Annotated in this window: 16 protein-coding genes and 1 riboswitch; of the genes, 12 read left to right on the top strand and 4 right to left on the bottom strand. The window is 60.9% G+C overall.

What is annotated here, in order from left to right; genetic code table 11:
• Positions 1-52: 52 nt before the first annotated feature.
• The 3 genes from MME58_RS08410 to MME58_RS08400 all read right to left on the bottom strand — a co-directional run bounded on the left by MME58_RS08410 (position 53) and on the right by MME58_RS08400 (position 1,869).
• The gene (locus MME58_RS08410; RefSeq protein ID WP_054986998.1) at positions 53-541 is read right to left on the bottom strand and encodes a MarR family winged helix-turn-helix transcriptional regulator; all 489 of its coding nucleotides are present in this window, start codon (positions 539-541) and stop codon (positions 53-55) included.
• 150 nt (positions 542-691) lie between these two features.
• On the bottom strand, positions 692-1,303 hold the full coding sequence (locus tag MME58_RS08405) for a MiaE family protein (RefSeq protein WP_054986997.1): 612 nt from the start codon (positions 1,301-1,303) through the stop codon (positions 692-694).
• Positions 1,304-1,398: 95 nt separating this feature from the next.
• Positions 1,399-1,869 carry a DUF1289 domain-containing protein gene (locus MME58_RS08400; protein WP_054071206.1) on the bottom strand — a complete coding sequence of 157 codons (471 nt, stop codon included), beginning with the start codon at positions 1,867-1,869 and terminating at the stop codon, positions 1,399-1,401.
• Between the two features lie 402 nt (positions 1,870-2,271).
• Between MME58_RS08400 and acnB the strand changes: the two genes are divergently transcribed.
• Positions 2,272-4,872, top strand: coding sequence for a bifunctional aconitate hydratase 2/2-methylisocitrate dehydratase (gene acnB, locus MME58_RS08395; protein ID WP_054986996.1), 2,601 nt, complete (start codon positions 2,272-2,274; stop codon positions 4,870-4,872).
• Between the two features lie 106 nt (positions 4,873-4,978).
• Positions 4,979-5,144: riboswitch (yybP-ykoY riboswitch) on the top strand.
• Between the two features lie 6 nt (positions 5,145-5,150).
• A complete protein-coding gene (mntP, locus tag MME58_RS08390; RefSeq protein ID WP_055005845.1) occupies positions 5,151-5,720 on the top strand; it encodes a manganese efflux pump MntP in 570 nt (189 codons plus the stop codon).
• Between the two features lie 85 nt (positions 5,721-5,805).
• Here mntP and MME58_RS08385 read toward each other — a convergent pair whose 3' ends face one another.
• A complete protein-coding gene (locus MME58_RS08385; protein WP_055005844.1) occupies positions 5,806-10,662 on the bottom strand; it encodes an NAD-glutamate dehydrogenase in 4,857 nt (1,618 codons plus the stop codon).
• A gap of 367 nt (positions 10,663-11,029) precedes the next feature.
• Between MME58_RS08385 and MME58_RS08380 the strand changes: the two genes are divergently transcribed.
• The 10 genes from MME58_RS08380 to MME58_RS08335 all read left to right on the top strand — a co-directional run bounded on the left by MME58_RS08380 (position 11,030) and on the right by MME58_RS08335 (position 24,140).
• Positions 11,030-11,389: a hypothetical protein gene (locus tag MME58_RS08380; protein WP_055005843.1), complete on the top strand. Its 360-nt coding sequence runs from the start codon at positions 11,030-11,032 to the stop codon at positions 11,387-11,389.
• A gap of 48 nt (positions 11,390-11,437) precedes the next feature.
• Complete coding sequence (locus MME58_RS08375; protein ID WP_055005842.1) at positions 11,438-12,184, top strand: amidohydrolase family protein; 747 nt, start codon at positions 11,438-11,440, stop codon at positions 12,182-12,184.
• A gap of 210 nt (positions 12,185-12,394) precedes the next feature.
• Positions 12,395-13,354, top strand: a complete 960-nt coding sequence (locus MME58_RS08370) for an AAA family ATPase (protein WP_002554476.1) — start codon at positions 12,395-12,397, stop codon at positions 13,352-13,354.
• A gap of 4 nt (positions 13,355-13,358) precedes the next feature.
• Positions 13,359-14,303: a DUF58 domain-containing protein gene (locus MME58_RS08365; protein ID WP_055005841.1), complete on the top strand. Its 945-nt coding sequence runs from the start codon at positions 13,359-13,361 to the stop codon at positions 14,301-14,303.
• A complete protein-coding gene (locus tag MME58_RS08360; protein ID WP_055005840.1) occupies positions 14,300-14,794 on the top strand; it encodes a DUF4381 domain-containing protein in 495 nt (164 codons plus the stop codon). Before MME58_RS08365 ends, MME58_RS08360 begins: the two co-directional genes overlap by 4 nt.
• Positions 14,787-15,845, top strand: coding sequence for a vWA domain-containing protein (locus tag MME58_RS08355; protein WP_055005839.1), 1,059 nt, complete (start codon positions 14,787-14,789; stop codon positions 15,843-15,845). The genes MME58_RS08360 and MME58_RS08355 overlap by 8 nt, the downstream gene beginning before the upstream one ends.
• Positions 15,842-17,560 carry a vWA domain-containing protein gene (locus MME58_RS08350; protein WP_055005838.1) on the top strand — a complete coding sequence of 573 codons (1,719 nt, stop codon included), beginning with the start codon at positions 15,842-15,844 and terminating at the stop codon, positions 17,558-17,560. Before MME58_RS08355 ends, MME58_RS08350 begins: the two co-directional genes overlap by 4 nt.
• On the top strand, positions 17,557-19,212 hold the full coding sequence (locus MME58_RS08345; protein ID WP_055005837.1) for a BatD family protein: 1,656 nt from the start codon (positions 17,557-17,559) through the stop codon (positions 19,210-19,212). The genes MME58_RS08350 and MME58_RS08345 overlap by 4 nt, the downstream gene beginning before the upstream one ends.
• Before the next feature lie 42 nt (positions 19,213-19,254).
• On the top strand, positions 19,255-20,499 hold the full coding sequence (locus tag MME58_RS08340; protein WP_054986986.1) for an exonuclease SbcCD subunit D C-terminal domain-containing protein: 1,245 nt from the start codon (positions 19,255-19,257) through the stop codon (positions 20,497-20,499).
• A complete protein-coding gene (locus tag MME58_RS08335; protein WP_055005836.1) occupies positions 20,496-24,140 on the top strand; it encodes an AAA family ATPase in 3,645 nt (1,214 codons plus the stop codon). The genes MME58_RS08340 and MME58_RS08335 overlap by 4 nt, the downstream gene beginning before the upstream one ends.
• Positions 24,141-24,218: the final 78 nt, after the last annotated feature.

The following is a 24,218-nucleotide window of genomic DNA, read 5'->3' as shown; positions in this document are numbered from 1 at the left end:
ACGGCGGGACGACAGCGACAGGCAGGTTCATGCCTGCCGACAGGTCCGACGCTCAGCTTTTTGCTTTGGGGTTGAAGCTCAGACGAGTCAGGGTGATGTGGTCATCGGCGGCCACCAGCACTTTGGTGAGAATCCTTTTCAGGGTCTCGACCTCATCACTGTCGAGCGCCGCGAATGTATCGTTCATGGCGTCCGCGCCAATCTGCGGCAGCAGATCCGAAAGCGCTTGGCCCTGCTCGGTCAGGGCCAGGCGCACTTGACGACGATCAGTCGCTGATCGCTTGCGCACAACCAGCCCCTTCTGCTCAAGCCGATCAAGCATGCGGGTCATCGAACCGCTGTCGAGCGACAGGTGCCGACACAATTCGACGGGGGTATCCGTCGAAAACTGGGCAATGATGATCAGCACCTTGAACTGCGCGAACGTCACGTCATAAGGCAGCAGGTACTTGTCGAGCATGCGGTCTTTAAGCGCATTGGTGCGACCGACGAGCAGCCCGATCAGGCTGGAATCAAAATTGTCAGGGCTGAAATGTTTCAAGAATTCATCCAGATAGCTGCCTAGGCAGTGATTGCAAAATATTACTGCCTAGGCAGCCGTTGTCAAAGCATTTATTAGCTTGCTTACTAAATACGCACAAAAAAACGACCGCTGGCAAGGCGGTCGTTTTCGAAGTGCGCGCTACAGAAATCAGGCAGCGACAGGTACGCCGCTGTGAAAACGGAACTCTTCGTCAGGGCTTTCGATCAGCTCACGTTCGGCTAGACGGATCTCCTCGATCTTGGCATCGACATCAGCCTTGTCGCCGTAGCTGTAAGCCAGCTTCAAATAGTCCTGAAAGTGCCGCGCTTCGGACTTCAGCAGACCGCCATAGAACTTCGCCAGTTCTTCATCCAGGTGCGGCACCAGCGCCGCGAAACGCTCGCAGGAACGCGCTTCGACGATAGCGCCGACGATCAGGGCATCGGTCAGCCGGTACGGGTTATGGTTGCGCACGAGCTTGCGCAGCGCTCCGGCATAACGCGCTGAGCTGATATTGGCCATGGGGATCTGGCGCTTTCTGATGATGCTGATCACTTGCTCGAAATGGCGCAGCTCTTCCCGAGCCAGACGCGACATCTTGCTCAACAGGTCAAACTTGTCGTTGTACTGGAACATGAACTGAAACGCCGCCCCGGCGGCCTTCTTCTCGTTGTTCGCATGGTCGATCAACAGGATGTCAAGGTTGCGCAGTGCAGCCTGGACCCAGCTGTCAGGCGTGCGGCAAAGCAGGAAGGCTTCGATTTCGGGGATCGGGTGCATAGGCTCACAGAATGACAGAGAGACAAAGCGCGTGATTATACGAGGAGCGACGGTACCTCGCGACACAAATGCATGCGACCACCGGACAGGCCTGATCAGGCTCCGAATGCATCACGCAGAAAGCCTGGCGCGATATAACGCTGATAATGCGCCTCGGACAGCAGGAAAAACTCACGGTCGATCGCGTCACGTAACTCTGGCAGCGTCCAGTCACGAAACTCCGGCAGCAGCACGAAACCGTAAGCCTCGACCTGACTGATGACCCGCGCACCTCGTGCGATCAGTTGGTAGGCCCAGCAATACTCGGACTGATGCGGCACAAAACGGATCTTGCGCTGGGTGAGCTGGGCACGCAGCTTGTCGGCGTCGAACACTTCAAGCTTGGCAGTCATCACCTGGACCAGCAATTGCTCCAGACGTAGCCAGACCGCTCTTTTTTCGTCGTCGTTGTAGCCGTTCCAGTGGATGACCTCGTGGTGGAACCGTTTGCAGCCACGGCACACCAGATCCCCGTAAACAGTGGAGCAAAGGCCGACGCAGGGAGTTTTGATGATGTAATCGGGCATGTCGGGCAGGGCTGCGGAAGGCAAAACAGGGGCTCATGTTAGCCCTTTGTCTAAGCAAGTTCACCCCCGAAGATGTAGGGGCTAACTTACCTTTGGCGAAGTTTTGGCGTAGAATCAGCGAGCCTTTTAAGGCGCCAATGTCCGTTGGAAGCTGTTTTCAAAGCGTCACGAGCACAGTCAAGTTAATCCCGCAGTGCGGCGTCGACAGGCCATTCCCTCATCACGAATGGCCATGTCGACTGTCACTCCCCCCGCCCTGCAGGCGTAAAACTTTGAAAACAGCTTCTGTTAGGAGTCACCGATACCCTGCCAACAAGGCTCAATAAGCCTTGCGTGGGTACGGGCGATTTCTGGATGAGCGTCCCGGACACCCATTTGGGACCACTGATGAGGGTTAATACTGTGCTTGAAGCCTACCGTAAACACATCGAAGAGCGTGCCGCCCAGGGTATCGTGCCCCAGCCGCTTAACGCCGAACAAACTGCAGGCCTGGTCGAGCTGCTGAAGAATCCCCCGGCTGGCGAAGAAGCTTTCCTTGTCGATCTGATCACCAATCGCGTTCCGCCAGGCGTTGACGAAGCTGCCTACGTCAAGGCCGGCTTCCTGTCTGCCCTGGCCAAGGGCGAAGCCACCTCTCCCCTGATCGACAAAAAACGCGCCACCGAACTGCTGGGCACCATGCAGGGTGGCTACAACATCGTCACCCTGGTTGAGCTGCTCGACGACGCTACCCTTGCGCCGGTCGCAGCCGAACAACTCAAGCACACCCTGCTGATGTTCGATGCTTTCCACGACGTGGCCGAAAAAGCCAAGAGCGGTAATGTCCACGCCAAGGCTGTCCTGCAGTCCTGGGCTGACGGCGAGTGGTTCAAGAAGCGCCCGATGCTGGCCGAGAAGATCAGCCTGCGCGTGTTCAAGGTCACCGGCGAAACCAACACCGACGACCTGTCCCCGGCACCTGATGCCTGGTCGCGTCCGGATATCCCGCTGCACGCCCTGGCCATGCTGAAAATGGCCCGTGACGGCATTGTCCCGGACGTTCAGGGCTCCATCGGCCCGATGAAACAGATTGAAGACATGCGCGGTCAGGGTTTCCCTATCGCCTACGTCGGTGACGTAGTCGGTACCGGCTCCTCGCGTAAATCGGCTACCAACTCGGTGCTGTGGTTCTTCGGCGACGACGTCCCTTACGTGCCGAACAAGCGTGCCGGCGGTTTCTGCTTCGGCAGCAAGATTGCTCCGATCTTCTACAACACCATGGAAGATGCTGGCGCTCTGCCAATCGAATTCGATGTCTCGAACATCAACATGGGCGACGTGATCGACGTCTACCCTTACGCTGGCAAGGTCTGCAAGCACGACAGCGACGAAATCATCACCACCTTCGAAATGAAGACCCCGGTGCTGCTCGACGAAGTCCGCGCTGGCGGCCGCATCCCGCTGATCATCGGTCGCGGCCTGACCAGCAAGGCGCGCGCCGAACTGGGCCTGCCGGAGTTCGACCTGTTCAAGACCCCAGACCAGCCAGCCGAAAGCACCAAGGGTTACACCCTGGCGCAGAAGATGGTCGGCAAGGCGTGCGGCGTAGCAGGCGTTCGTCCGGGCACCTACTGCGAGCCGAAGATGACCACCGTCGGCTCTCAGGACACCACTGGCCCGATGACTCGCGACGAGCTGAAAGACCTGGCATGCCTGGGTTTCTCGACCGATCTGGTCATGCAGTCGTTCTGCCACACTGCGGCTTATCCGAAGCCGATCGACGTCAAGACCCACCACACGCTGCCTGACTTCATCATGACCCGCGGCGGCGTTTCCCTGCGTCCGGGCGACGGCATCATCCACAGCTGGCTGAACCGCATGCTGCTGCCGGACACCGTCGGCACCGGTGGCGACTCGCACACCCGCTTCCCGATCGGTATCTCCTTCCCGGCCGGTTCCGGTCTGGTAGCGTTTGCTGCTGCCACCGGCGTCATGCCTCTGGACATGCCTGAGTCGATCCTGGTTCGCTTCAAGGGCAAGATGCAACCCGGCATCACTCTGCGCGACCTGGTTCACGCCATTCCTTACTACGCGATTCAGGCTGGCCTGCTGACCGTAGAGAAGAAAGGCAAGAAGAACGCATTCTCCGGTCGCATCCTGGAGATCGAAGGCCTCGACAACCTGAGCATCGAGCAGGCTTTCGAGCTGTCCGACGCCTCTGCCGAGCGTTCGGCTGCCGGTTGCACCATCAAGCTGGCCAAAGAGCCGATCATCGAGTACCTGAATTCGAACATCACCCTGCTGCGCTGGATGATCGAACAGGGTTACGGTGATCCTCGCACCCTGGAGCGTCGTGCTCAGGCGATGGAAGCCTGGATTGCCAACCCGGAGCTGCTGGAAGCCGACAAGGACGCCGAGTACGCCGAAATCATCGAAATCGATCTGGCCGACGTCAAGGAGCCTGTCCTCTGCGCGCCGAACGACCCGGACGATGCCCGCCTGCTGTCTTCGGTACAAGGCGAGAAGATCGACGAAGTGTTCATCGGTTCCTGCATGACCAACATCGGTCACTTCCGCGCTGCGGGCAAGTTGCTGGATCAGGTAAAAGGTCAGCTGCCGACACGTCTGTGGCTGTCGCCGCCGACCAAGATGGACGCTCACCAGCTGACCGAGGAAGGCTACTACGGCATCTACGGCAAGGCTGGCGCGCGCATGGAAATGCCAGGCTGCTCGCTGTGCATGGGTAACCAGGCACGCGTCGAGCCGAACTCGACCGTGGTGTCGACATCGACCCGTAACTTCCCGAACCGTCTCGGTGACGGCGCAAACGTCTACCTGGCCTCGGCCGAGCTGGCATCTGTTGCTTCAATCCTGGGTCGTCTGCCGACCGTCGAAGAGTACATGGGCTACGCCAACCAGATCGATACGATGGCAGCGGACGTATATCGCTACCTGAGCTTTGATCAGATCGCCGAGTTCCGTGAAGCCGCTGCAAATGCCAACATCCCGGCACTGCAAGTGTAATCACTGCGCAAAGCGTTAAAAAAACCCCGTCCTCGTGACGGGTTTTTTTTGGCCTGAATCATCCTCGTACATATATTTTTCACATTCGGATGGCTATAGTGGCGGCCCTTGTTGGGGAGTAGCCTGCTCTTGACTCCGGTCACAGAGCGTTCGCATCAACATTCTCGGCAGCATGCCGTGGTGCGGACACCCTCTGGTTGGCGAGACCAACGATGCATCTATGCCTAAAGTCGGGCGTGTGGTTGCGTCGTTGACTCATAGCCCGACTGGATATAGCCGTGAACCCGATTTCCCTCCTCTTTCTCGCGCTTGCCATGTCCACGGACGCCTTTGCTGCGGCCCTGGGTAAAGGAGCAAGCCTGCATAAACCGCGCTTTCTCGAAGCATTGCGAACAGGCCTGATTTTCGGTGCCATCGAAACCATCACCCCGGTTATCGGTTGGGGCATCGGCCAGGTCGCCGCCCGCTTCGCTGAAAGCTGGGACCACTGGATCGCCTTTACCTTGTTGCTGGTACTGGGCCTGCACATGATCTACAACGGCATCAAGCACGATGACGATGAAGAGCAGGAAAAACCCGGCCAGCATTCTTTCTGGATTCTCGCCGCCACCGCGTTCGCCACCAGCATTGATGCGCTGGCAGTCGGCGTAGGCCTGGCGTTTGTCGACGTCAATATTGTGATTGCCGCTCTGGCGATCGGCCTGGCCACCACGGTAATGGTCACCATCGGTGTGATGCTGGGTCGGGTGCTGGGCACCATGGTGGGCAAGCGCGCTGAAATCGTGGGCGGCATCGTGCTGATCGCGGTGGGTGCAACGATTCTGTATGAGCATCTGTCAGCGGCTTGATCGACGCGATCAGGTTTGCATGCGAGCACAAAAAAACCGCATCTTTCGATGCGGTTTTTTATGGATACAACCTGTTACAGCCCGATCATACTGTCAGCGTCTGCCCGCTCATGGCCAGGTCCAGCAACTCGCGGTTGGCGACGGCATACATGGCGTAGTCCGTCCCGCTTGCTGCGCGCAGTTCAACCAGCATGGCGCGCCAGCGCTCGACCATCAGCGAATGCTGCTCCAGCCACAAGGCCAGACGCGCATCGATCTCCGAAGGACCATCGGCCATTTGCAGGACCGAAACGGTGATCGCCCGCTGTTGCCAGTCGACATCGTCACGGAATGCTTCACGGGCCAGTGCCTGCCAGTTGTTTTCTACCGGCAGACTGCTGATCTGCTGCAAGTACCAGGTAATGTCCAGTGCGCTGCCCACGGCAAAGTAGGCCTTGGCGACGTCGGCAGCGTTTTGCCCGGTCACATCGGAGGCTTCGATGATCGGCAGGAGCGTGTACAGGTGAGTCGTACCGGCCACCATGCGCGCCAGCAGTTCCGGCACACCGGCTTCGACATAAGCCTGATAACGCGTCTGCCAGATCTCTCGGGTCGGGCCTTCCAGCAGCTCATCGAGCTTGAGCCCCAGCGCGGCCAGGTGCGGACCGAAGTGAGCGACGTCGCGCCCGGCATCCAGTTCATTGCGACGACTGCGCAGGAACCAGCGTGTCGCACGGCGTCCCAGACGCATCAGCTCATCCATCAGCGCCAGCTGGATTTCGGCAGAAACCTTGTAGTCCAGCGCCTCGATCTGGCGGAACCAGTGCGGCAGATGGAAGATGTCACGCACAATCACGTAAGCACCGGCCACAGCGGCGGCACTCATGCCGGTCGACTCTTTGAGCCGTTGCACGAAGGTGATGCCCATGTGGTTGACCAGATCGTTGGCGATCTGGGTGCTGACGATCTCGCGCTTCAGACGGTGACTGCGCATGGCCGTTGAAAATCTGGCGCTCAGCGACGGCGGGAAGGCGGTTTCCATATCGCGTGCCAGATAATCGTCGTCCGGTACACGGGATTCCAGCAGTGCTTCCTTGAGGTCGATCTTGCTGTAGGAGATCAGCACCGACAGCTCGGCGCGACTCAAGCCCTGCTTCGCCGCCACGCGCTCGGCAATCTGCTCTTCGGCCGGCAGGAACTCGATGGCGCGGTCAAGCTTGCCGCGGGCTTCCAGGTCGCTCATCAGACGCTTGTATTCAGCAATCCGCTCGTAAGCGCGGCGCGCCGCCAGCGACAACGCCTGAGTCTGCTTGTAGTTGTTACCCAGCACCAGATGGCCGACTTCATCGGTCATGCTTTCAAGCAGCTGGTTACGCTGCTTCTCGGTCATGTCACCGGCCTGCACCACTTCGTTGAGCAGGATCTTGATATTCACTTCGTGGTCGGAGCAGTCCACTCCGCCCGCGTTGTCGATGAAGTCGGTGTTGGTAGCGCCGCCATTGAGGCCGAATTCGACACGGCCCAATTGGGTCAAGCCCAGGTTGCCGCCCTCACCCACCACCTTGCAACGCAGCTCGTTACCGTCGACGCGCAGCGCATCGTTGGCCTTGTCGCCCACATCGGCGTGCGATTCTTCGCTGGACTTCACGTACGTGCCGATACCACCGTTCCACAACAGATCGACGGGCGCCTTGAGTAACGCATGCAGCAGTTCGGTCGGGGTCAGCTTGTCAGCCTTGATGTCGAAGCGCGCCTTCATCTGCTCGGTGATGGCGATGCTTTTGAGGCTGCGCGGGAAAATCCCGCCGCCAGCGGACATGATGCTGGTGTCGTAGTCGGTCCAGGACGAGCGTGGCAGATTGAACAGGCGCTGACGCTCGACAAAGCTGCTGGCCGGGTCCGGGTTCGGATCGATGAAGATGTGCAAATGGTTGAACGCAGCGACCAGTTGCAACTGGTCAGACATCAGCAAGCCGTTACCGAACACATCACCGGCCATATCGCCGATGCCGATCACGCTGATGCTGTCCTGCTGGACATTGATGCCACGCTCACGGAAGTGGCGCTGCACGCCAACCCATGCGCCCTTGGCGGTGATGCCCATCTTCTTGTGGTCATAACCGGCCGATCCACCCGAGGCGAACGCATCACCCAGCCAGAAGCCGTAGTCGATGGCGATACCGTTGGCGATGTCGGAAAAGGTCGCGGTGCCCTTGTCGGCTGCAACTACCAGATACGGATCATCGTCGTCATGACGCACCACATTGACCGGCGGTACCAGCACGCCTTCCTTGAGGTTGTCAGTGATGTCCAGCAGCCCCGAGATGAAGATGCGGTAGCAGGCAATCGCCTCTGCCTGTACTTCATCGCGATTGCCGGTGGTCGGCAGGCGACGCGGCACGAAACCGCCTTTGGCACCTACTGGCACAATGACCGAGTTCTTCACCTGCTGGGCTTTTACCAAGCCCAGTACTTCGGTACGGAAGTCTTCCTCGCGATCGGACCAGCGCAGGCCGCCACGCGCCACGTTGCCGAAACGCAGGTGCACGCCTTCGACACGTGGCGAGTAGACAAAGATTTCAAACTTGGGCACCGGCTTGGGCAGCTCGGGGATCAGGCGCGGGTTGAACTTGAAGCTGAAATAGCCCTTGCTCTGCCCGTTGGCATCGGCCTGATAGAAGTTGGTCCTCAGGGTGGCCTTGATCAGGTCCAGATAGCGACGCAGGATGCGGTCTTCGTTGAGCACCTGAACGTCGTCAAGAGCAGTCAGAATCGCCTGCTCAAGACGCAGTTGCTTGTCATCCAGATCGTCGGAACCCAGCTTGCGTGCCAGATAGAAGCGGGTCTTGAACAGACGCGTCAGCTCGCGAGCAATGTCGGTGTGGTTGTTGAGCGTGGTGGCGATATAGCCCAGATCGAAGCCCAGGCGGATCTGCTTGAGATAACGCGCATAGGCACGCAGCAGCGCCACGTCGCGCCACGGCAGACCGGCAGTCAGTACCAGGCGGTTGAATGCATCGTTTTCGGCATCGCCGCGCACGATGTGCACGAACGCATCCTGCAGGGTGTCATTGAGCTGTTGAATATCGAGGTTCAGACCTTCGCCGTAGGTAAAGGCGAAATCGTGAATCCAGAACTCGCGACCATTGGCGTGGTGCAGGCGATACGGGAACTCGCCCAGTACCCGCAGCCCGAGGTTTTCCAGAATCGGCAGTACGTCGGACAGCGCCAGCGGTGTGTCGGCGTGATACAGCTTGCAATGCAACTGCTGACGGCCACCGGCCAGTGGCTGATAGAAGCTCATCACCAGCGGATTGGTTTCACTCAGGCTCAGCACATGCTGCATGTCGACCACCGCCGAATGCGCCGCAAAGCGCTCGCGATAGCCCGCCGGGAAGCCTTTCGGGAAGTCGGCCAGCACGTTGGTGCCGTGGGCTTCACCGAAGCTTTCGACCACCAGACTGGCGTAGTCGTCCTTCCACGAACGGCACGCCTGGATGACTTCGTTTTCCAGTTGAGCAACGTCGATGTCCAGATTGACTTTAGGGTCTACCCGTAGAATCAACTGCACGCGCGCCAGCACGGATTCGGAGAAGAACGTCCAGAACTCGCAATCGCTGGCTTTCAGGCGATCCATCAATACCTGCTGGATCTTCTGGCGCACTTCGGTGGAATACACGTCGCGCGGCACGTAGGCCAGACAGTAGCAGAAACGGCCATACGGATCCTTGCGCAGGAATACGCGAATCTTGTTGCGCTCCTGAATCTGCACGATGGACATGACCGTGGAGAACAATTCGTCCACCGGGGTCTGAAACAGGTCGTCACGGGGCAGAACTTCAACGACCTGCGCCAGCTCCTTGCCCAGATGCGCCTTGGCATCGAAACCGGAACGACGCTCGACCTCGGCGACCTTGCGCCGGATATACGGAATCTGCCGCACGCTTTCGCCATACACCGACGAGGTGTACAGGCCCATGAAGCGGCATTCCTTGATGACCTTGCCAGAGGCGTCGATCTGCCGGATCGAAACATAATCCGGGTAAGCCGGACGGTGTACACGGCTTGGATGCGCAGCTTTGGCAAACGACAGCAGCACCGGCTCCTGCAGGTATTTCACTGCGTAGTCTTCGATGTGCAGCTCTTCGCGGGTCAGGCCGGGACGCAGCAGTCGGGTCAGTCCCAGGAAGGACGACTCGTCATACACCAGCTGGCCGCCTTCGGCGTCGTTGCGCACTTCGAACTCTTCGTAACCCAGGAAGGTGAAGTGGTTGTCCACCAGCCATTGCAGGAAGACCTTGATCTCGGCCTTCTCTTCGACGTCGGTATTGGACTCGTTGGCATCGATACTGGCCAGCAGCTCATGCAGACGCGCCTTCATCGGCCCAAAATCTTCGACGGCGGCACGCACCTCGCCGAGCACCTGCTCCAGCTCGCGAGCCAGCACGTTCAACTCGCTGACGTTGGCGCAGCGGTCGATCTCCAGGTACATCAGCGATTCCTGCAGCACGTCCTCCCCTGCCGTGCCTTTGGGCAGCAGTTCCAGCAGTTCGCCAGCAGCGCCACGACGCACGCTCAGCACGGTGGTCTGCAGGGTGTGGATGCTATAGCCGCGACGGTTCAACTCGGTACGGACGGAGTCGACCAGAAACGGCAGGTCGTGATGCAGCACTTCAACGGCAGTGTGAGTCGATTGCCAGCCGTGGCGTTCGTAATCGGGGTTATAGACACGGACCTGCGGGTGAGCATGTTCGAAACGCTCCAGCAGACGCCATGCGGACAAGGTGCAGCCTGCCAGGTCGGACAGACGCCGCTGGGTGAGTTCGTCGAGGGAAATGATGCCGAAGAATTGCTCGGCAAACAGCGCCACTTGTGGCAGTGCCTGTTCGCTGATGTGCTGAGCCAGTGCCGCTTGCAGTTGATGCTGGAAGTCGGCCTTGCTGGCTGCGGTGAAGAACGCCATCTGTGGTACTCCGCTTTGGCTTTTATTGGGGAGGCTTGAAGAAGGTGTTGCTACCGGTGTGCCCTTTGCATCCAATTGCGCGGGCATAACCTGATCGAGTGTAAAGCTAAAGTACTAACGCGCGCTGTGTCAGGGTAGTCACATTTGAATGCCGGAATAAAAAAAGCGACGCGCATCCGACACCGTACACCACTCGTCTGCCATGCAGCTTAACGAGAGCTGACGACGCGCTGCTTACGAGGCTGCGACATATTCGGTCATCAGGTCGCGGTAAAATCCGCACGAAGGTGCCAACATCGCCCGACAATCTTTGTTCGGGGCTGGCAGAATCCACCTCACGCCTCAGTCGCATTCACCCGGAGCCCCTATGCAAATCAAGACCGCCAGCCTCATCGCCAACCCGTGCGACGACGAATACGACGATATGGCACTGCTCTGCTGCCACGCAGAAAACGGCATGCTGTTTTCCCTGACCCGTTTCCCGGACGAGAACGAAGTGGAAATCACTGTCAGCGATGACACGTCACTGAGTGTGTCCAGCCTGAAAGTCACCTTCAGTGCCGAGCGCCTGTTGGTGGAAATCGACCCGCAGGACGCGAAGCAGCTCGATGGCCACCATCAGTATGAAATTCTCCACGCCACCGAGGCAGGCGAGTTGCAGGATGTACACCGGACGTTACAGATCATTCTCGAAAACGTGGGTGAGTACACCAGCACGATCAGTTGACGGCCAAAAAAAGCTAGAGTGAGCAACTACGCCGCACAGGAGACCGTCATGAACCGAATTTTCGACGCCCACTGCCACATCATCGACCCGCACTTCCCGCTGATCGCCAATGACGGTTACTTGCCGGAGCCGTTCGGCGTCAGTGACTATCTGGCGACGGTCAGGCCATTGGGCGTTCAGGGTGGCGCGGTGGTGTCCGGCTCCTTTCAGGGCTTTGACCAGGGTTATCTGCTTCAGGCGCTGCGCCTGCTGGGGCCGGGCTTCGTGGGTGTGACTCAACTGCCCGCCAGCGTCACCGATGCGGAGCTGGACACCCTCAGTGCTGCAGGCGTACGCGCCTTGCGTTTCAATCTCAAGCGCGGCGGCTCGGAACAGCTCGACCAACTGGAAGCACTGGCCTTGCGCGTTCATGCACACGCAGGCTGGCATTCGGAGCTGTACATCGACTCCCGTGAACTGGCGCACATCGAAACCCGCCTGCGCAAACTCCCGGCGATCAGCATCGATCACCTGGGGCTGAGCGCAGAAGGACTGCCCGTGGTGTTGCGCCTTGCCGAACATGGCGTACGGATCAAGGCATGTGGTTTCGGGCGTGTCGACTTCCCGGTACGCGAGGCACTCAGGGATATCCATGCCGCCAACCCGGATGCCTTGATGTTCGGCACCGACCTGCCATCGACACGGGCACCCCGCCCTTTTCAGCCAGACGACATCGAATTGCTGATCGACGCACTGGGCGAAAGCGGCGCCCGTCAGGCGCTGTGGGATAACGCAGCAAAGTTCTACCGGCTCTGACGCTGCTGCCTTTGACGGCCAGACCCCGATCGTCCTACATGACATACATAGAACATGTAGGACAATTCCTAGTTAAATGACGTATGCGTCTCTAAATGCAATAAAAAACGCGGTAGTCATTAGTCGATACCTGCCTGGATGGATTAAAGTATCGCCCCCAGCTCAGCCGTCACCAGACACAGCTGATCACCCTGCCAGGAACCGTCACCGATGGAACATCGTGAAGCGCTGATTGCGCTGCGAACATTTCTTTCAACGCAGATCCTTGGCCAGGAAAAGCTGATCGAACGCCTGCTCATCGCCCTGCTTGCCGACGGCCACATGCTGGTCGAAGGCGCACCCGGCCTGGCCAAGACCAAGGCCATCAAGGAACTCGCAGAAGGTATCGAAGCGCAGTTTCACCGTATCCAGTTCACCCCCGACCTGCTGCCTGCCGACATCACCGGTACGGAAATCTATCGTCCGGAAACCGGCAGTTTCGTGTTCCAGCAAGGGCCGATATTCCACAATCTGGTGCTGGCCGACGAAATCAACCGTGCACCGGCGAAGGTCCAGTCGGCGCTGCTCGAAGCCATGGCCGAACGTCAGGTAAGCGTGGGCCGCAGTACCTACGACCTGTCGCCACTGTTTCTGGTCATGGCCACCCAGAACCCGATCGAGCAGGAAGGCACCTACCCGCTGCCCGAAGCCCAGCTCGACCGCTTCCTGATGCACGTCAAAATCGGCTTTCCGGATGCCGCTGTCGAACGCAAGATCCTGCAGCAGGCGCGTGGCGAAGCGCTGAATGGCGAAACCAAGCCTGAACGCCGTGTCAGCCAGCAGGCGATCTTTGCCGCACGCAAGGAAATCCTTGGTCTGTACATGGCAGATGCAGTTGAGGAGTACCTGGTGCAACTGGTGATGGCCACCCGCACCCCGGCCAAGTTCGACCCGGAACTGGCCGAGTGGATTGCCTACGGTGCCAGCCCGCGCGGTTCCATCTCGCTGGACCGCTGCGCGCGGGCACATGCCTGGCTGGCCGGGCGTGATTTTGTCAGCCCCGAAGACATCCAGGCGGTGCTGTTCGATGTGTTGCGCCACCGGATCATCCTGTCGTTCGAAGCCGAAGCTGCCGGTATCGATCAGGATCGCGTGATTCAGCGCATCCTCGACGTCGTGGCCGTCGCCTGACCCCATGCAACCCTACCTGATCCCCCAGCCGGGTATTCGCGTCAGCCTCAGCGAGCTGATCGAGATGCGTCATCGGGTGCGGGAAGTACAACTGTTCTCCACCCCGAGCCAACGCAGCCCCTTGATCGGCCTGCACCATTCAAAGCTGCGCGGTCGTGGCGTGGATTTCGATCAGGTGCGGGTCTATCAGGCCGGTGACGACGTGCGCAGCATCGACTGGCGCGTGACCGCACGCACCCAAGAGCCGCACACCAAGCTGTTCCATGAGGAGCGCGAGCGGCCGATTTTCATTCTGGTGGAACAGAGCCGCCGGCTGTTCTTCGGCTCCGGCCTGATGTTCAAATCGGTACTGGCGGCCCAGGCGGCCGCGCTGATCGGCTGGGCCGCGCTGGAGCACAACGACCGGGTCGGCGGGCTGGTTTTCGGCGATAACGAGCACTACGAGATCAAGCCCCGACGCAGCAAGCAAAGCCTGCTGCAGTTGCTCAACCGGCTGGTGCGGGTCAATCAGTCATTGCACACTGAAATCCCGGCAGACCGCGATGCGTTCGGCACTGCACTGCGTCGCGCCCGGGAAGTGCTGCGCCCGGGCAGCCTGGTTATCGTCCTGTGCGACGAGCGTGCGTTGTCCGATGCCGCCGAACAACAGTTGAGCCTGTTGTCACGCCACAGCGACCTGCTGTTGCTGCCGCTGTCCGACCCGTTGGACCGGGCCCTGCCTGCTGCCGGCTTGTTGCGCTTTGCCGAGCGCGGCGCGCAGCTGGAGCTCGACACCCTCAACCCCGAACTGCGCCGCGCCTACCGGCAACAGGGCGAAGATCGGTCTGCGCGCTGGGAATTGCTGGCGCAGAAGCTGCGGGTGTTGCTGATGCCATTGAGTACCCAGGCGGAACTCGTCGAGCAACTGCGCGAATACCTCAATGCCCGGCGTCCGGTGAAACGTAAATGAATCCGCTGGATCAGCTGGAGCCGCTGATTGCCCCTCAGGCCGTCGGTTTGTGGCCGCTCGCGCCAGGGTGGTGGTTGCTGCTGTTGCTGATCCCTGTGGCAGGCTGGGGGCTGTGGCGTTTGCGCGGCTTGCTGCCGGTCAAGGCCCGCAAGGTTCGCAGCGAACAACCGCTGGACCCGGTGCGAATCGCCGCCCTGGCGGAACTCGCCAGCCTGCCCAAGCCCTACGATGGAGCACCGGCAGGTGCATGGCTGCAGCAGATCAACGGCTTGCTCAAACGCCTGTGCCGCAACCATTACCCGCACAGCCAGAGCCATACCCTCAATGGCCGCAAGTGGCTGGCGTTCCTCGACAACCGCTGCCCGGCTGCAGGCCTGACACGCTGGATGATTCTGGTCGAAGGTGCCTACAAGCCCGAGTGCAAGCTGGACGACAAGGCCATAACCGGGCTGACCCAGGCGGTCGATACCTGGATCCGCAAACATGTTTGAGTTCGTCTGGCCCTGGGTGTTTGCCTTGCTGCCCCTGCCGTGGCTGCTGCGCGCCCTGCTGCCTGTGGCCGACAGCGGCGAGCCTGCGCTCAAGGTCAGCTTTCTCAGTGAACTCGAAGGGCTGAGCGGACGGCGCGCCAAGGCCAATCTACCGGTCTGGAGACAGCGTGCACCTGTGGTGCTGATCTGGCTGTTGCTGCTGATTGCTGCAGCGCGACCGCAATGGCTGGGCGAACCGCTACCGGTGGCTGCAAGTGGCCGCGATCTGCTGGTCGCGGTCGACGTGTCCGGCTCCATGGACTACCCCGACATGCAGTGGAAAAGCGATGAAGTCAGCCGACTGGTGTTGGTGCAGCAGTTACTCGGTGATTTTCTGGAGGGCCGCAAGGGAGACCGGGTCGGCCTGATTCTGTTCGGCTCTCAGGCGTTCGTACAGGCACCGCTCACCTACGACAGGCGCACCGTGCGGGTCTGGCTCGACGAGGCGAAGATCGGCATTGCGGGCAAGAATACCGCGCTGGGCGATGCCATCGGCCTGGCTCTGAAACGCTTGCGTCTGCGCCCGGCCACCAGCCGCGTACTGGTGCTGGTAACCGATGGTGCCAACAACGCCGGTCAGATCGATCCGATTACCGCCGCACGTCTGGCTGCTGAAGAAGGCGTGAAAATCTATCCCATCGGCATCGGCTCGGACCCCGACAAGGACGCGCTGCAGAGCGTGCTTGGCCTCAATCCGAGCCTTGATCTGGACGAGCCGACGCTCAAGGAGATCGCCAGTCTCAGCGGCGGTCAGTATTTCCGGGCGCGCGACGGCGACCAGCTGGAAAAAATCCGCGCCACCCTGGATGGCCTGGAACCGGTTGCGCAGCAGCCCACCCAGGCGCGTCCGGCGCAAACGCTTTATCAATGGCCGCTGGCGATAGCGCTGCTGCTGAGCGTGCTGCTGGTGCTGCGTGAACTGTGGCCGAACAACGCGCTGCAGCGCGTGCTGACTGTCATGCGTTCCGTCAACTGGCGTGAGCGCATCCAGAGCCTGTGGAGGTCGCGATGATCGCCTCCCTGTGGCCGCACTGGTTTCGTCCGCAATGGCTGCTGATCTTGCCCTTGCTGGCGCTGCTGATCTGGCGACTCTGGCATCGGCAGAAACGCGCCGGACGCTGGCAAATGCTGCTGCCGACGCATTTTCATGCCGTGCTGCTCAACGGCGGACGCGGCAGCAACAGCAAACTGCCGTGGGTCGCACTCGGACTGGCCTGGCTGCTGGCACTTTTCGCATTGCTCGGCCCCAGCTGGCAGCGCGTCGAACAGATCAGCCAGAAGCCGGTCGACCCGCTGGTGGTGATACTCGAACTCACTCCGCAGATGCTCGCCACCGACACCCCGCCCACCCGTCTGGAACAAGCGCGACGCAAGCTGCTGGACCTGTTGCAAAAACGCAGCGATGCGCAGACCGCCATCGTTGTCTACGCGGGCAGCGCGCACACGCTGGTGCCACTGTCCGATGATCTGGTCACCAGCCATAACCTGCTGGAAGCCATCAGACCGTCGATCATGCCCATGACCGGCCAGCGTGCGGACCTTGCGGTCCAGAAAGCGCAACACCTGCTGCAACAGGGCGCACTGGGCCAGGGGCGGATTCTGCTGATCACCTCGTCGCTGAGCGAGCAGGAGCGCCAGGGCATCCGTGCCGCGTTGCGCGGGCCGTCACCGCCGTTGCTGATCCTCGGCATCGGCACCGCCGAAGGCGCGCCGGTCATGCAGGAAAACGGCAGCCTGCTCAAGGACGATCAAGGCGCGATTCTGGTACCACGCCTGGACAGCACCGGTCTCAACGACTTCGCCGATCAGGTCGGCGGCAGCTATCGTCAGGCACGAGGCGATGAAGAAGACTTGCGCAGCCTTGGCCTGCTGGACAGCCCTCAACACATGAGCAGCGACGGACAGATCGTGCAACTCGATACCTGGGCAGACCAGGGCCACTGGTTCCTGCTCCCGCTGTTGCTGATCGCCGCCTTGGCCGGTCGGCGCGGCTGGCTGTTCTGTCTGCCGCTGCTGTTCATGTTTCCGCAGAACAGCCAGGCGTTCGAGTTTCAGGACCTGTGGCTGCGTCCCGATCAACAGGGCCAGCGCCTGCTGGAGCAGCATCGACCGGCAGAGGCCGCGCAACGCTTCGAAGACCCGCGCTGGAAAGGCGTGGCGTTTTACCAGGCCGAAGACTACGTCAGCGCCGCCCGGCAGTTTGCCGAAGGCAACAGCGCCGCCGACCACTACAATCGCGGCAACGCCCTGGCGCGCAGTGGCGAGCTGGCGGCGGCACTGGATGCCTATGAGCAGGCTCTGGACCGCCAGCCCGAGTTTCCCGCTGCACAGAACAACCGGGCGCTGGTGCAAAACCTGCTGGAGCAGGCCGATGCCCAGAAGCCTGCACAGGATGAGCAGAACAAGGCCGACCAAGGCGAAGAAGGTCAGCAAGCGTCGCAGGACCCCGGCAGCAGCGCATCGCCAGCCGATCAGAACCCGTCCCGATCGGATCAGCCCGGCACCAGTGAAAGCCTGCCTCCGGACGCCAGCGGTCAGGCCACCTCAGGCGAATCGATGGACGACGAGCCAACCACCCGTCCGCCGCTCCAGAACGCCGACAGCCCTATCACAGGCGAACGGCGTCAGGAGCTGGAACAGTGGCTGAGACAGATTCCGGATGATCCGGGCGAACTGTTACGGCGCAAATTCCGCTACGAACAGCAACATCAGGAAAAAACCCGATGAGTCGCGTGTACACCCTATTGATCGGCCTGCTGCTGGGCCTGATCAGCTTGTCGCTGCAGGCTGCGCAACTGACCGCCAGCGTTGATCGCACGCGCCTGAACGCGGGCGAAACCGTCGAGCTGACGCTGGAAACCGACGATGTGACCCAGTTCGGCAAGCCGGACATGAGCGCTCTGGAGAGCAGCTTCGAGGTGCGCGACACGCGTCAGCTCAACAGCCTGAAAACGCTGGATGGCAGCAGCCAGGCCACCACTCGCTGGATCGTTACCCTGCTGCCTCGCGAAACCGGAAGCGTGTTGATTCCGTCGCTGCAACTGGGCGAGCTGAAAAGCCAGCCCCTCACGCTCCAGGTTCTGCAGAGCGAGCCTCAGGACCCAGGCAACCATCTGGCGTCCATCTTCATCGAAGCGAGCCTGGATCAGGACAGCGTGTATGTTCAGGCTCAGACGGTCCTGACACTGCGCGTCTACCACTCAGTGTCGCTGTTCGACGACAGCAGCCTGAGCCCTCTGCAAGTACCGGACGCAAGGGTCGAAAAGCTGGGCGATTCGCGCACTTACGAAAAACTGATCAACGGCGTGCGCCATGGCGTGATCGAGACACGCTACGCGATCTATCCGCAGCAGAGCGGCGTGTTGAAAATACCGGCGCAAGTGTTCAGTGCCACGCTGGTGCAGACGTCTGCCGAAGGTTCGCAGGGCCAGGAGGCCAATCCGTTCGGGCCGCAACCGGGACGATCGGTGCGGGTCAAATCCGCCGAGGTCCCGCTGACCGTCAAACCCAAACCCGCCGACTACCCGGCCGATGTCCCATGGCTGCCCGCGCGCAGTATCAGCCTTGAAGAAAACTGGAGCCCGGAACCCGGCACCACTCAGGTCGGAGATTCACTGACCCGAACCCTCATACTCAAGGCCGAAGGGCTGGCCGGCGCGCAGTTGCCGCCGTTGCCGGCCACCGAAGTGCCTGGCCTGCGGCGTTACCCGGACCAGCCACAACTGCGCAATCTGCCCAGCGAACGCGGCCTGATCGGTACACGCGAAGAACGCGAGGCACTGGTGCCGGGCCGTGCCGGGGCGATCGACCTGCCTGCCGTCGAAGTGACCTGGTGGAATACCCGCGAAGATCATCTCGAACACACCAGTCTGGCTGCCCGCACCCTGAAGATCAGCAACAATCCCGGCCTGGCAGTGGACACACCGGTGAGCAACGATACGGGCGTGACCGTGATCGGCCCGCCGGTCTGGCCGTGGCAACTGAGTACCCTCTTGTTGGCCTGCACCACCTTTTACGGCTTCGCCCTGTGGTGGCGGGCCCGTGGACAGCCGGCAATCGCCCGGACCGTGCAGACCGGACCGAGCCCGCGTAGCGTACTGGACGACCTCAAACGCGCCTGTCTGGCCAACGACCCTCAGGGCACCCGTCAGGCACTCGACGCCTGGGCACGCCAGCAGCCGGAAACCCTGGCTGAAATGGCAGCGCGTTTCGTGCCGCTGTCAGATGCGCTGGACGGTCTGAACGGCGCGCTGTACAGCGAAACCGGCAAGCTGTGGCTGGGTGAAGACCTCTGGCGCGCCGTGCGCAAGTTGCCCGCCGCCGAACATATTCAGGACCCGGCAGGTGATGCCGGGTTGCCGCCGCTGTATCCCAAGTGAGGATGCGGCTCCGGCAATACCTCTACACGACAAGGTAAACCAATGCGTCTGTTTCACACCTCTGACTGGCATCTGGGTCAGAACCTGCATGGTCAGGAAAGGGATTTCGAACACGCCTGCTTTCTGACCTGGCTGCTGGCCCGTCTGGCCGAACGAAAACCTGATGTCCTGTTGATTGCGGGCGACATATTCGACACGGTCAACCCGCCGGTCAAAGCGCAGGAACGCCTGTACGACTTCATCGTCAACGCCCACGAGCGGCAGCCGCTGCTGACCATCGTGATGATCGCGGGCAATCATGACTCCGGCTCGCGTATCGAGCTGCCCGCGCCGCTGATGCGCCGTTTGCGTACCCACGCCCTGGGCAGAGTGATGTGGCTGGACGATGGCGTACTGGATGCCGAACGTCTGCTGCTGCCTTTGCCGGACGCCGAAGGGCATATCAGAGCCTGGTGCCTGGCGCTACCCTTCCTGCGCCCCGCCGAAGTCACTGGCCCGACGCTTGGGGATGATTACCTGCGCGGTATCGGTCGAGTGCATGAGCTGCTGATCGAGGCAGCCGACCGCAAACGCCAGCCAGGTCAGGCTTTGATCGCCATCAGCCACGCCCACATGGCAGGCGGATCGGTCTCGGAAGACTCCGAGCGCAGCCTGATCATCGGCAATGCCGAAGCGTTGCCTGCCAGCCTGTTCGGGCCAAGCATCACCTATGTCGCGCTTGGCCACCTGCACAAACCGCAGCGGGTCAACGGTGAGGAGCGCATTCGCTACAGCGGTTCGCCGATTCCACTGTCATTTTCGGAAATCGGCTACCAGCACCAGATTCTCGAAATCAACTGCGACGGCGAAACGCTGACCAGCGTCGAGCCTTGCCTGATCCCCCGCGCTGTGAACCTGCAACGCCTGGGGCCTGCACCGTTGGCCGACTTGCTGGTGCAGCTCAAGGCATTGCCGGACATCGACCTGCTCGCCGACCCGGATCGTCAGCCCTGGCTGGAAGTCCGTGTGCGCCTGGATGAACCGCAACCGGACCTGCGCAACCAGATCGAGGCTGCGTTGCAAGGCAAAGCCGTGCGGCTGGTGCGCATCGGTGCCGAATATGCTGGCAAAGGCAGTGCCGACGGCAACGAAGGTGAGGCCGGGCTGATCGAACTGGACCAGCTTACGCCTCAGGAATTGTTCAGCCGTGCCTGGCAGGACAACTTCGGCAGCGAGGTCGACGAACAGACGCTGACCGATTTCGCCACGCTGCTGCGTGAAGTCCAGCAGGAGAGCGAACAACCATGAAAATTCTTGCCATTCGCCTGAAAAACCTCGCCTCGCTGGCCGGACCGTTTGAAATTGATTTCACTGCCGAGCCGCTGGCCAGCGCCGGACTGTTCGCAATCACCGGCCCGACCGGCGCAGGCAAAAGTACCCTGCTCGATGCCTTGTGCCTGGCGCTGTTCGGAGCGATTCCGCGGTTGAGCAATATCGGTCAGTCCAAGGTCCCGGACATCGACGGCGACATCACCACCAGCGACCCGCGCACGCTATTGCGCCGTGGCACGGGCAGCGGTTACGCCGAGGTAGACTTCATCGGCATCGATCAGCGGCGTTATCGCGCCCGCTGGGAAACCAACCGCGCGCGCGACAACGCGACCAAAAAATTGCAGGCCAGCCGCCAGACCCTGACCGATCTGGACAGCCAGCAGGTGCTCAGCAATCAGAGCAAGCGTGAATTCGAGCAACTGGTCGAAAGCCGTCTGGGTCTTAATTTCGAGCAGTTCACCCGTGCCGTGATGCTCGCCCAGAGCGAGTTCAGCGCCTTCCTCAAGGCCGACGACAAGGAACGCAGCGAACTGCTGGAAAAACTGACCAACACTGCCATCTACAGCCAGCTCGGACGGCGCGCCTACAGCAAGAGCAAAGAAGCTGAAGACGCCCTGAAAACCCTGACCGCGCAGGCCAGCAACATCATCCCGCTGGCCCCGGAGCTGCTGGCCGAACTCGAGCAGCGCCTAAGTGATGCGCAGCAGCAGCTAAAGGCCCATCAGGCACAGCAACGGCAGCTGGAAATCAAACAGCAGTGGCTGATCGAACTGCACCGCTTGCGTGACGAACAGCTCGCCGCTCAAGAAGCGCTCAGCGCAGCCCATCAGACGTGGAACGATCAGAGCGAGGCACGTCAGACCCTCGGCCACCTGGAACGCCTGGGGCCACAACGCCATCGGTTCGCACGTCGGGACACGCTGAACGCCCAGCTCAACCCGCTGGCAGAACAGATTCGCCAGCATCGGCAACAGCAGACTGCGTTACAAGATCAGCAGCAACAACTGGAAACCCGCCGTACTCAGGCGCAGGCCAGCCTGCTCGACGCCCAGCAAGCCCACAGCAGCGCAAGACCGCTGTTGCAGCAGGCTTTTGACGTACAGAACACCCTTAACCACCTGGCCCGTGAATTTGCCAAAGCGTCCGACCTGCACCAGCAAAGCGGGCAGCTCTGCGCTCAGGGCCACGCCAGCCTGCAAACCCTGCTCGACCAGCAGCAACAGGTGACCATACGCCTTGAGCGTATTGCCGAACAATTGCAGCGCAGTGACGACCTGGCACCGCTGGCCCAGACCTGGAGCGCATGGCGTGACCGGCTGAAATCCCTGACCCTGATCGCCAATCGCCTCAAGTACGGGCAGAGTGAACTGCCCGCGCTCCAGCAACGTGCCAGTGCTGCCGAGCAACAATTGACCGAACAGCGTAACGCTCTGGAACTGCTGTACCGCGAAGCCGACTGCGAAGTGGAGGCCGTGACCGAGCAGGTGCAGATTCTCGGCAGTCTGTTGCAGGACAATCGCAAGCAACAACGCGCCTTCGAAGAGCTGGCGCGTCTGTGGGCCAGTCAGCAGGAGGTCGACCGGCAGCTTGCCGATCTGGCGCAGCAGCAACAAGGCGCTCAGCAGCAACGCGAACAGCTCAATAGCGAAGGCATTCGCGTTCGTGACGAACTGACCGTTGCCGAGCAGACCCTGACCGTCACCCGACAACTGCTGGAGCGTCAGCGTCTGGCCCGCAGCGCCAGCGTCGAGGAATTGCGTGTCCAGTTGCAGGACGACCAGCCCTGCCCGGTCTGCGGCAGCATCGAACATCCCTGGCATCAGCCGGAAGCGTTATTGCAAAGCCTCACACAGCACGACGACAACGAGCAGGCCAGCGCGCAGAAAGCGGTGGACCATCTGACCGAACAGCGCAATCAATTGCGAGAACAGGTTGGCGGCGTGATCGCCCGCCAGAAAGAGCTGCTTCGCCAGCACGAGCAGCTTACCCAGCGTCATCAAGCCCTGGCCCCGGACCTCGCATCTCATCCCCTTGCCGCTCAATTGCTCGACCGCGACACCGGTAAGCGTGACGGCTGGCTGAGCCAGCAGTTGAGTCAACTGAACCAGGTCATTACCCGTGACGAGCAACGCCAGGAAGCCTTGCTGACCTTGCAGAAAGACGCTGCCCGCCTGCAACAGCAACTTCAGGCAGCGAGTGAAGCCAGCCAGACCGCTGCGGGCCATGTTACCGAGCAGCTAAAGCAACTGAAGGCCGACGAGCAGCGGCTGGAAGAAGAACTGACGGCATTCACGCCACTGGTATCACCCCAGGTGCTTGAAGGGCTGCGCAGTGACGCATCGGCGACGGTGATGCAGCTTGAGCAGCAGGTGACCCAGCGTCTCGATCAACTGGAGCAGCAACACGAAGAGCAGCAGGAACAAACCGAGCGCCAGCAGAAGATCGAGAAGCAGCAGGCGGAGCAGCAGACTCGCCTGCACCGCCAGACCGAACTGGCGCAAGAAGTCACCCGGCTCGACGAACAGCAGCAAGCCAGCCAGCAGACACTTGCCGGACTGCTCGGCGGGCACGCTACGGCGGAGCAATGGCAGCAGACCCTGGAGCAGACCACAGAGCAGGCCAGACAGGCTGAAAGCTCGGCGGCACAGGCTCTTCAGGATATCCATGACCAGTTGGTGCAACGGGTTGCCGAACTCAAGTCAGGGCAGCAGCAACAACAGTCCTTGCAGCAGGAACTGGCTGAACTTGATGTACAGATCAGCGAATGGCGCGGCCAGCATCCAGAGCTGGACGATGCGGCGCTCGACAGGTTGCTGACTTACGATGACGCGCATGTCGAGCAACTGCGCCTGCAACTCACTAGCACCGACAAAGCGCTGGAGCAGGCAAAAGTGTTGCTGCACGAACGCGATCAGCGCCTGCAACAGCACCAGGCTCAACACGCTGATGAAGGCGACAGTGCGCAAATGACAGCCGCGCTGCAACAGGCTAATGAACAGTCGGCACTCGGCGAACAGCATTGCGCCGATCTACGCGCAGAGCTCAGCGAGGATCAGCGCCGCCGCAACGCCAACAGCGAGTTGCAGGCGCGCATCGCCGAAGCCAACGGCGAATACCTGCGCTGGGCGCGTCTGGCGTCGCTGATCGGCTCGGCTGAAGGTGACAGGTTCCGCAAGATCGCCCAGGCCTACAACCTAGACCTGCTGGTTCATCACGCCAACGCCCAACTCCGCCAACTGGTGCGCCGCTACCGCCTGAAACGCGGCGGCAGCATGCTCGGCCTGCTGGTCATGGACACCGAAATGGGCGACGAACTGCGTTCGGTTCACTCGCTGTCCGGCGGGGAAACCTTCCTTGTCTCGCTGGCACTGGCGCTGGGCCTCGCCTCGATGGCTTCCAGCACCTTGCGCATCGAGTCACTGTTCATCGATGAAGGTTTCGGCAGCCTCGACCCCGAGTCACTGCAACTGGCAATGGACGCACTGGACGGCTTGCAGGCGCAGGGCCGCAAGGTCGGCGTGATCTCACACGTACAGGAAATGCATGAGCGGATCCCGGTGCAGATCAAGGTGCGTCGTCAGGGCAATGGGTTGAGCACAATCGAGGTGGGTAGCTGAGAGACCTGTGACGCTGAGTGTCACAAACGGCATTCCCCCGCTGGAGCGTGAGGACCGACAATCTCGACTATCGTGCGG

It is taken from the genome of Pseudomonas syringae pv. tagetis (assembly GCF_022557255.1).
GTDB lineage: Bacteria > Pseudomonadota > Gammaproteobacteria > Pseudomonadales > Pseudomonadaceae > Aquipseudomonas > Aquipseudomonas caricapapayae.
This window is presented reverse-complemented; position numbering and strand designations above follow the sequence as displayed.

Bases quoted from the DNA above. Each gene is read 5' to 3' on its own strand.
- MME58_RS08335 (WP_055005836.1), top strand. From the start codon at position 20,496: ATGAAAATTCTTGCCATTCGCCTGAAAAACCTCGCCTCGCTGGCCGGA.
- MME58_RS08370 (WP_002554476.1), top strand. From the start codon at position 12,395: ATGGAACATCGTGAAGCGCTGATTGCGCTGCGAACATTTCTTTCAACG.
- MME58_RS08375 (WP_055005842.1), top strand. From the start codon at position 11,438: ATGAACCGAATTTTCGACGCCCACTGCCACATCATCGACCCGCACTTC.
- MME58_RS08345 (WP_055005837.1), top strand. From the start codon at position 17,557: ATGAGTCGCGTGTACACCCTATTGATCGGCCTGCTGCTGGGCCTGATC.
- MME58_RS08355 (WP_055005839.1), top strand. From the start codon at position 14,787: ATGTTTGAGTTCGTCTGGCCCTGGGTGTTTGCCTTGCTGCCCCTGCCG.
- MME58_RS08340 (WP_054986986.1), top strand. From the start codon at position 19,255: ATGCGTCTGTTTCACACCTCTGACTGGCATCTGGGTCAGAACCTGCAT.
- MME58_RS08405 (WP_054986997.1), bottom strand. From the start codon at position 1,303: ATGCACCCGATCCCCGAAATCGAAGCCTTCCTGCTTTGCCGCACGCCT.
- MME58_RS08350 (WP_055005838.1), top strand. From the start codon at position 15,842: ATGATCGCCTCCCTGTGGCCGCACTGGTTTCGTCCGCAATGGCTGCTG.
- MME58_RS08385 (WP_055005844.1), bottom strand. From the start codon at position 10,662: ATGGCGTTCTTCACCGCAGCCAGCAAGGCCGACTTCCAGCATCAACTG.
- MME58_RS08380 (WP_055005843.1), top strand. From the start codon at position 11,030: ATGCAAATCAAGACCGCCAGCCTCATCGCCAACCCGTGCGACGACGAA.
- MME58_RS08400 (WP_054071206.1), bottom strand. From the start codon at position 1,869: ATGCCCGATTACATCATCAAAACTCCCTGCGTCGGCCTTTGCTCCACT.
- MME58_RS08365 (WP_055005841.1), top strand. From the start codon at position 13,359: ATGCAACCCTACCTGATCCCCCAGCCGGGTATTCGCGTCAGCCTCAGC.
- MME58_RS08360 (WP_055005840.1), top strand. From the start codon at position 14,300: ATGAATCCGCTGGATCAGCTGGAGCCGCTGATTGCCCCTCAGGCCGTC.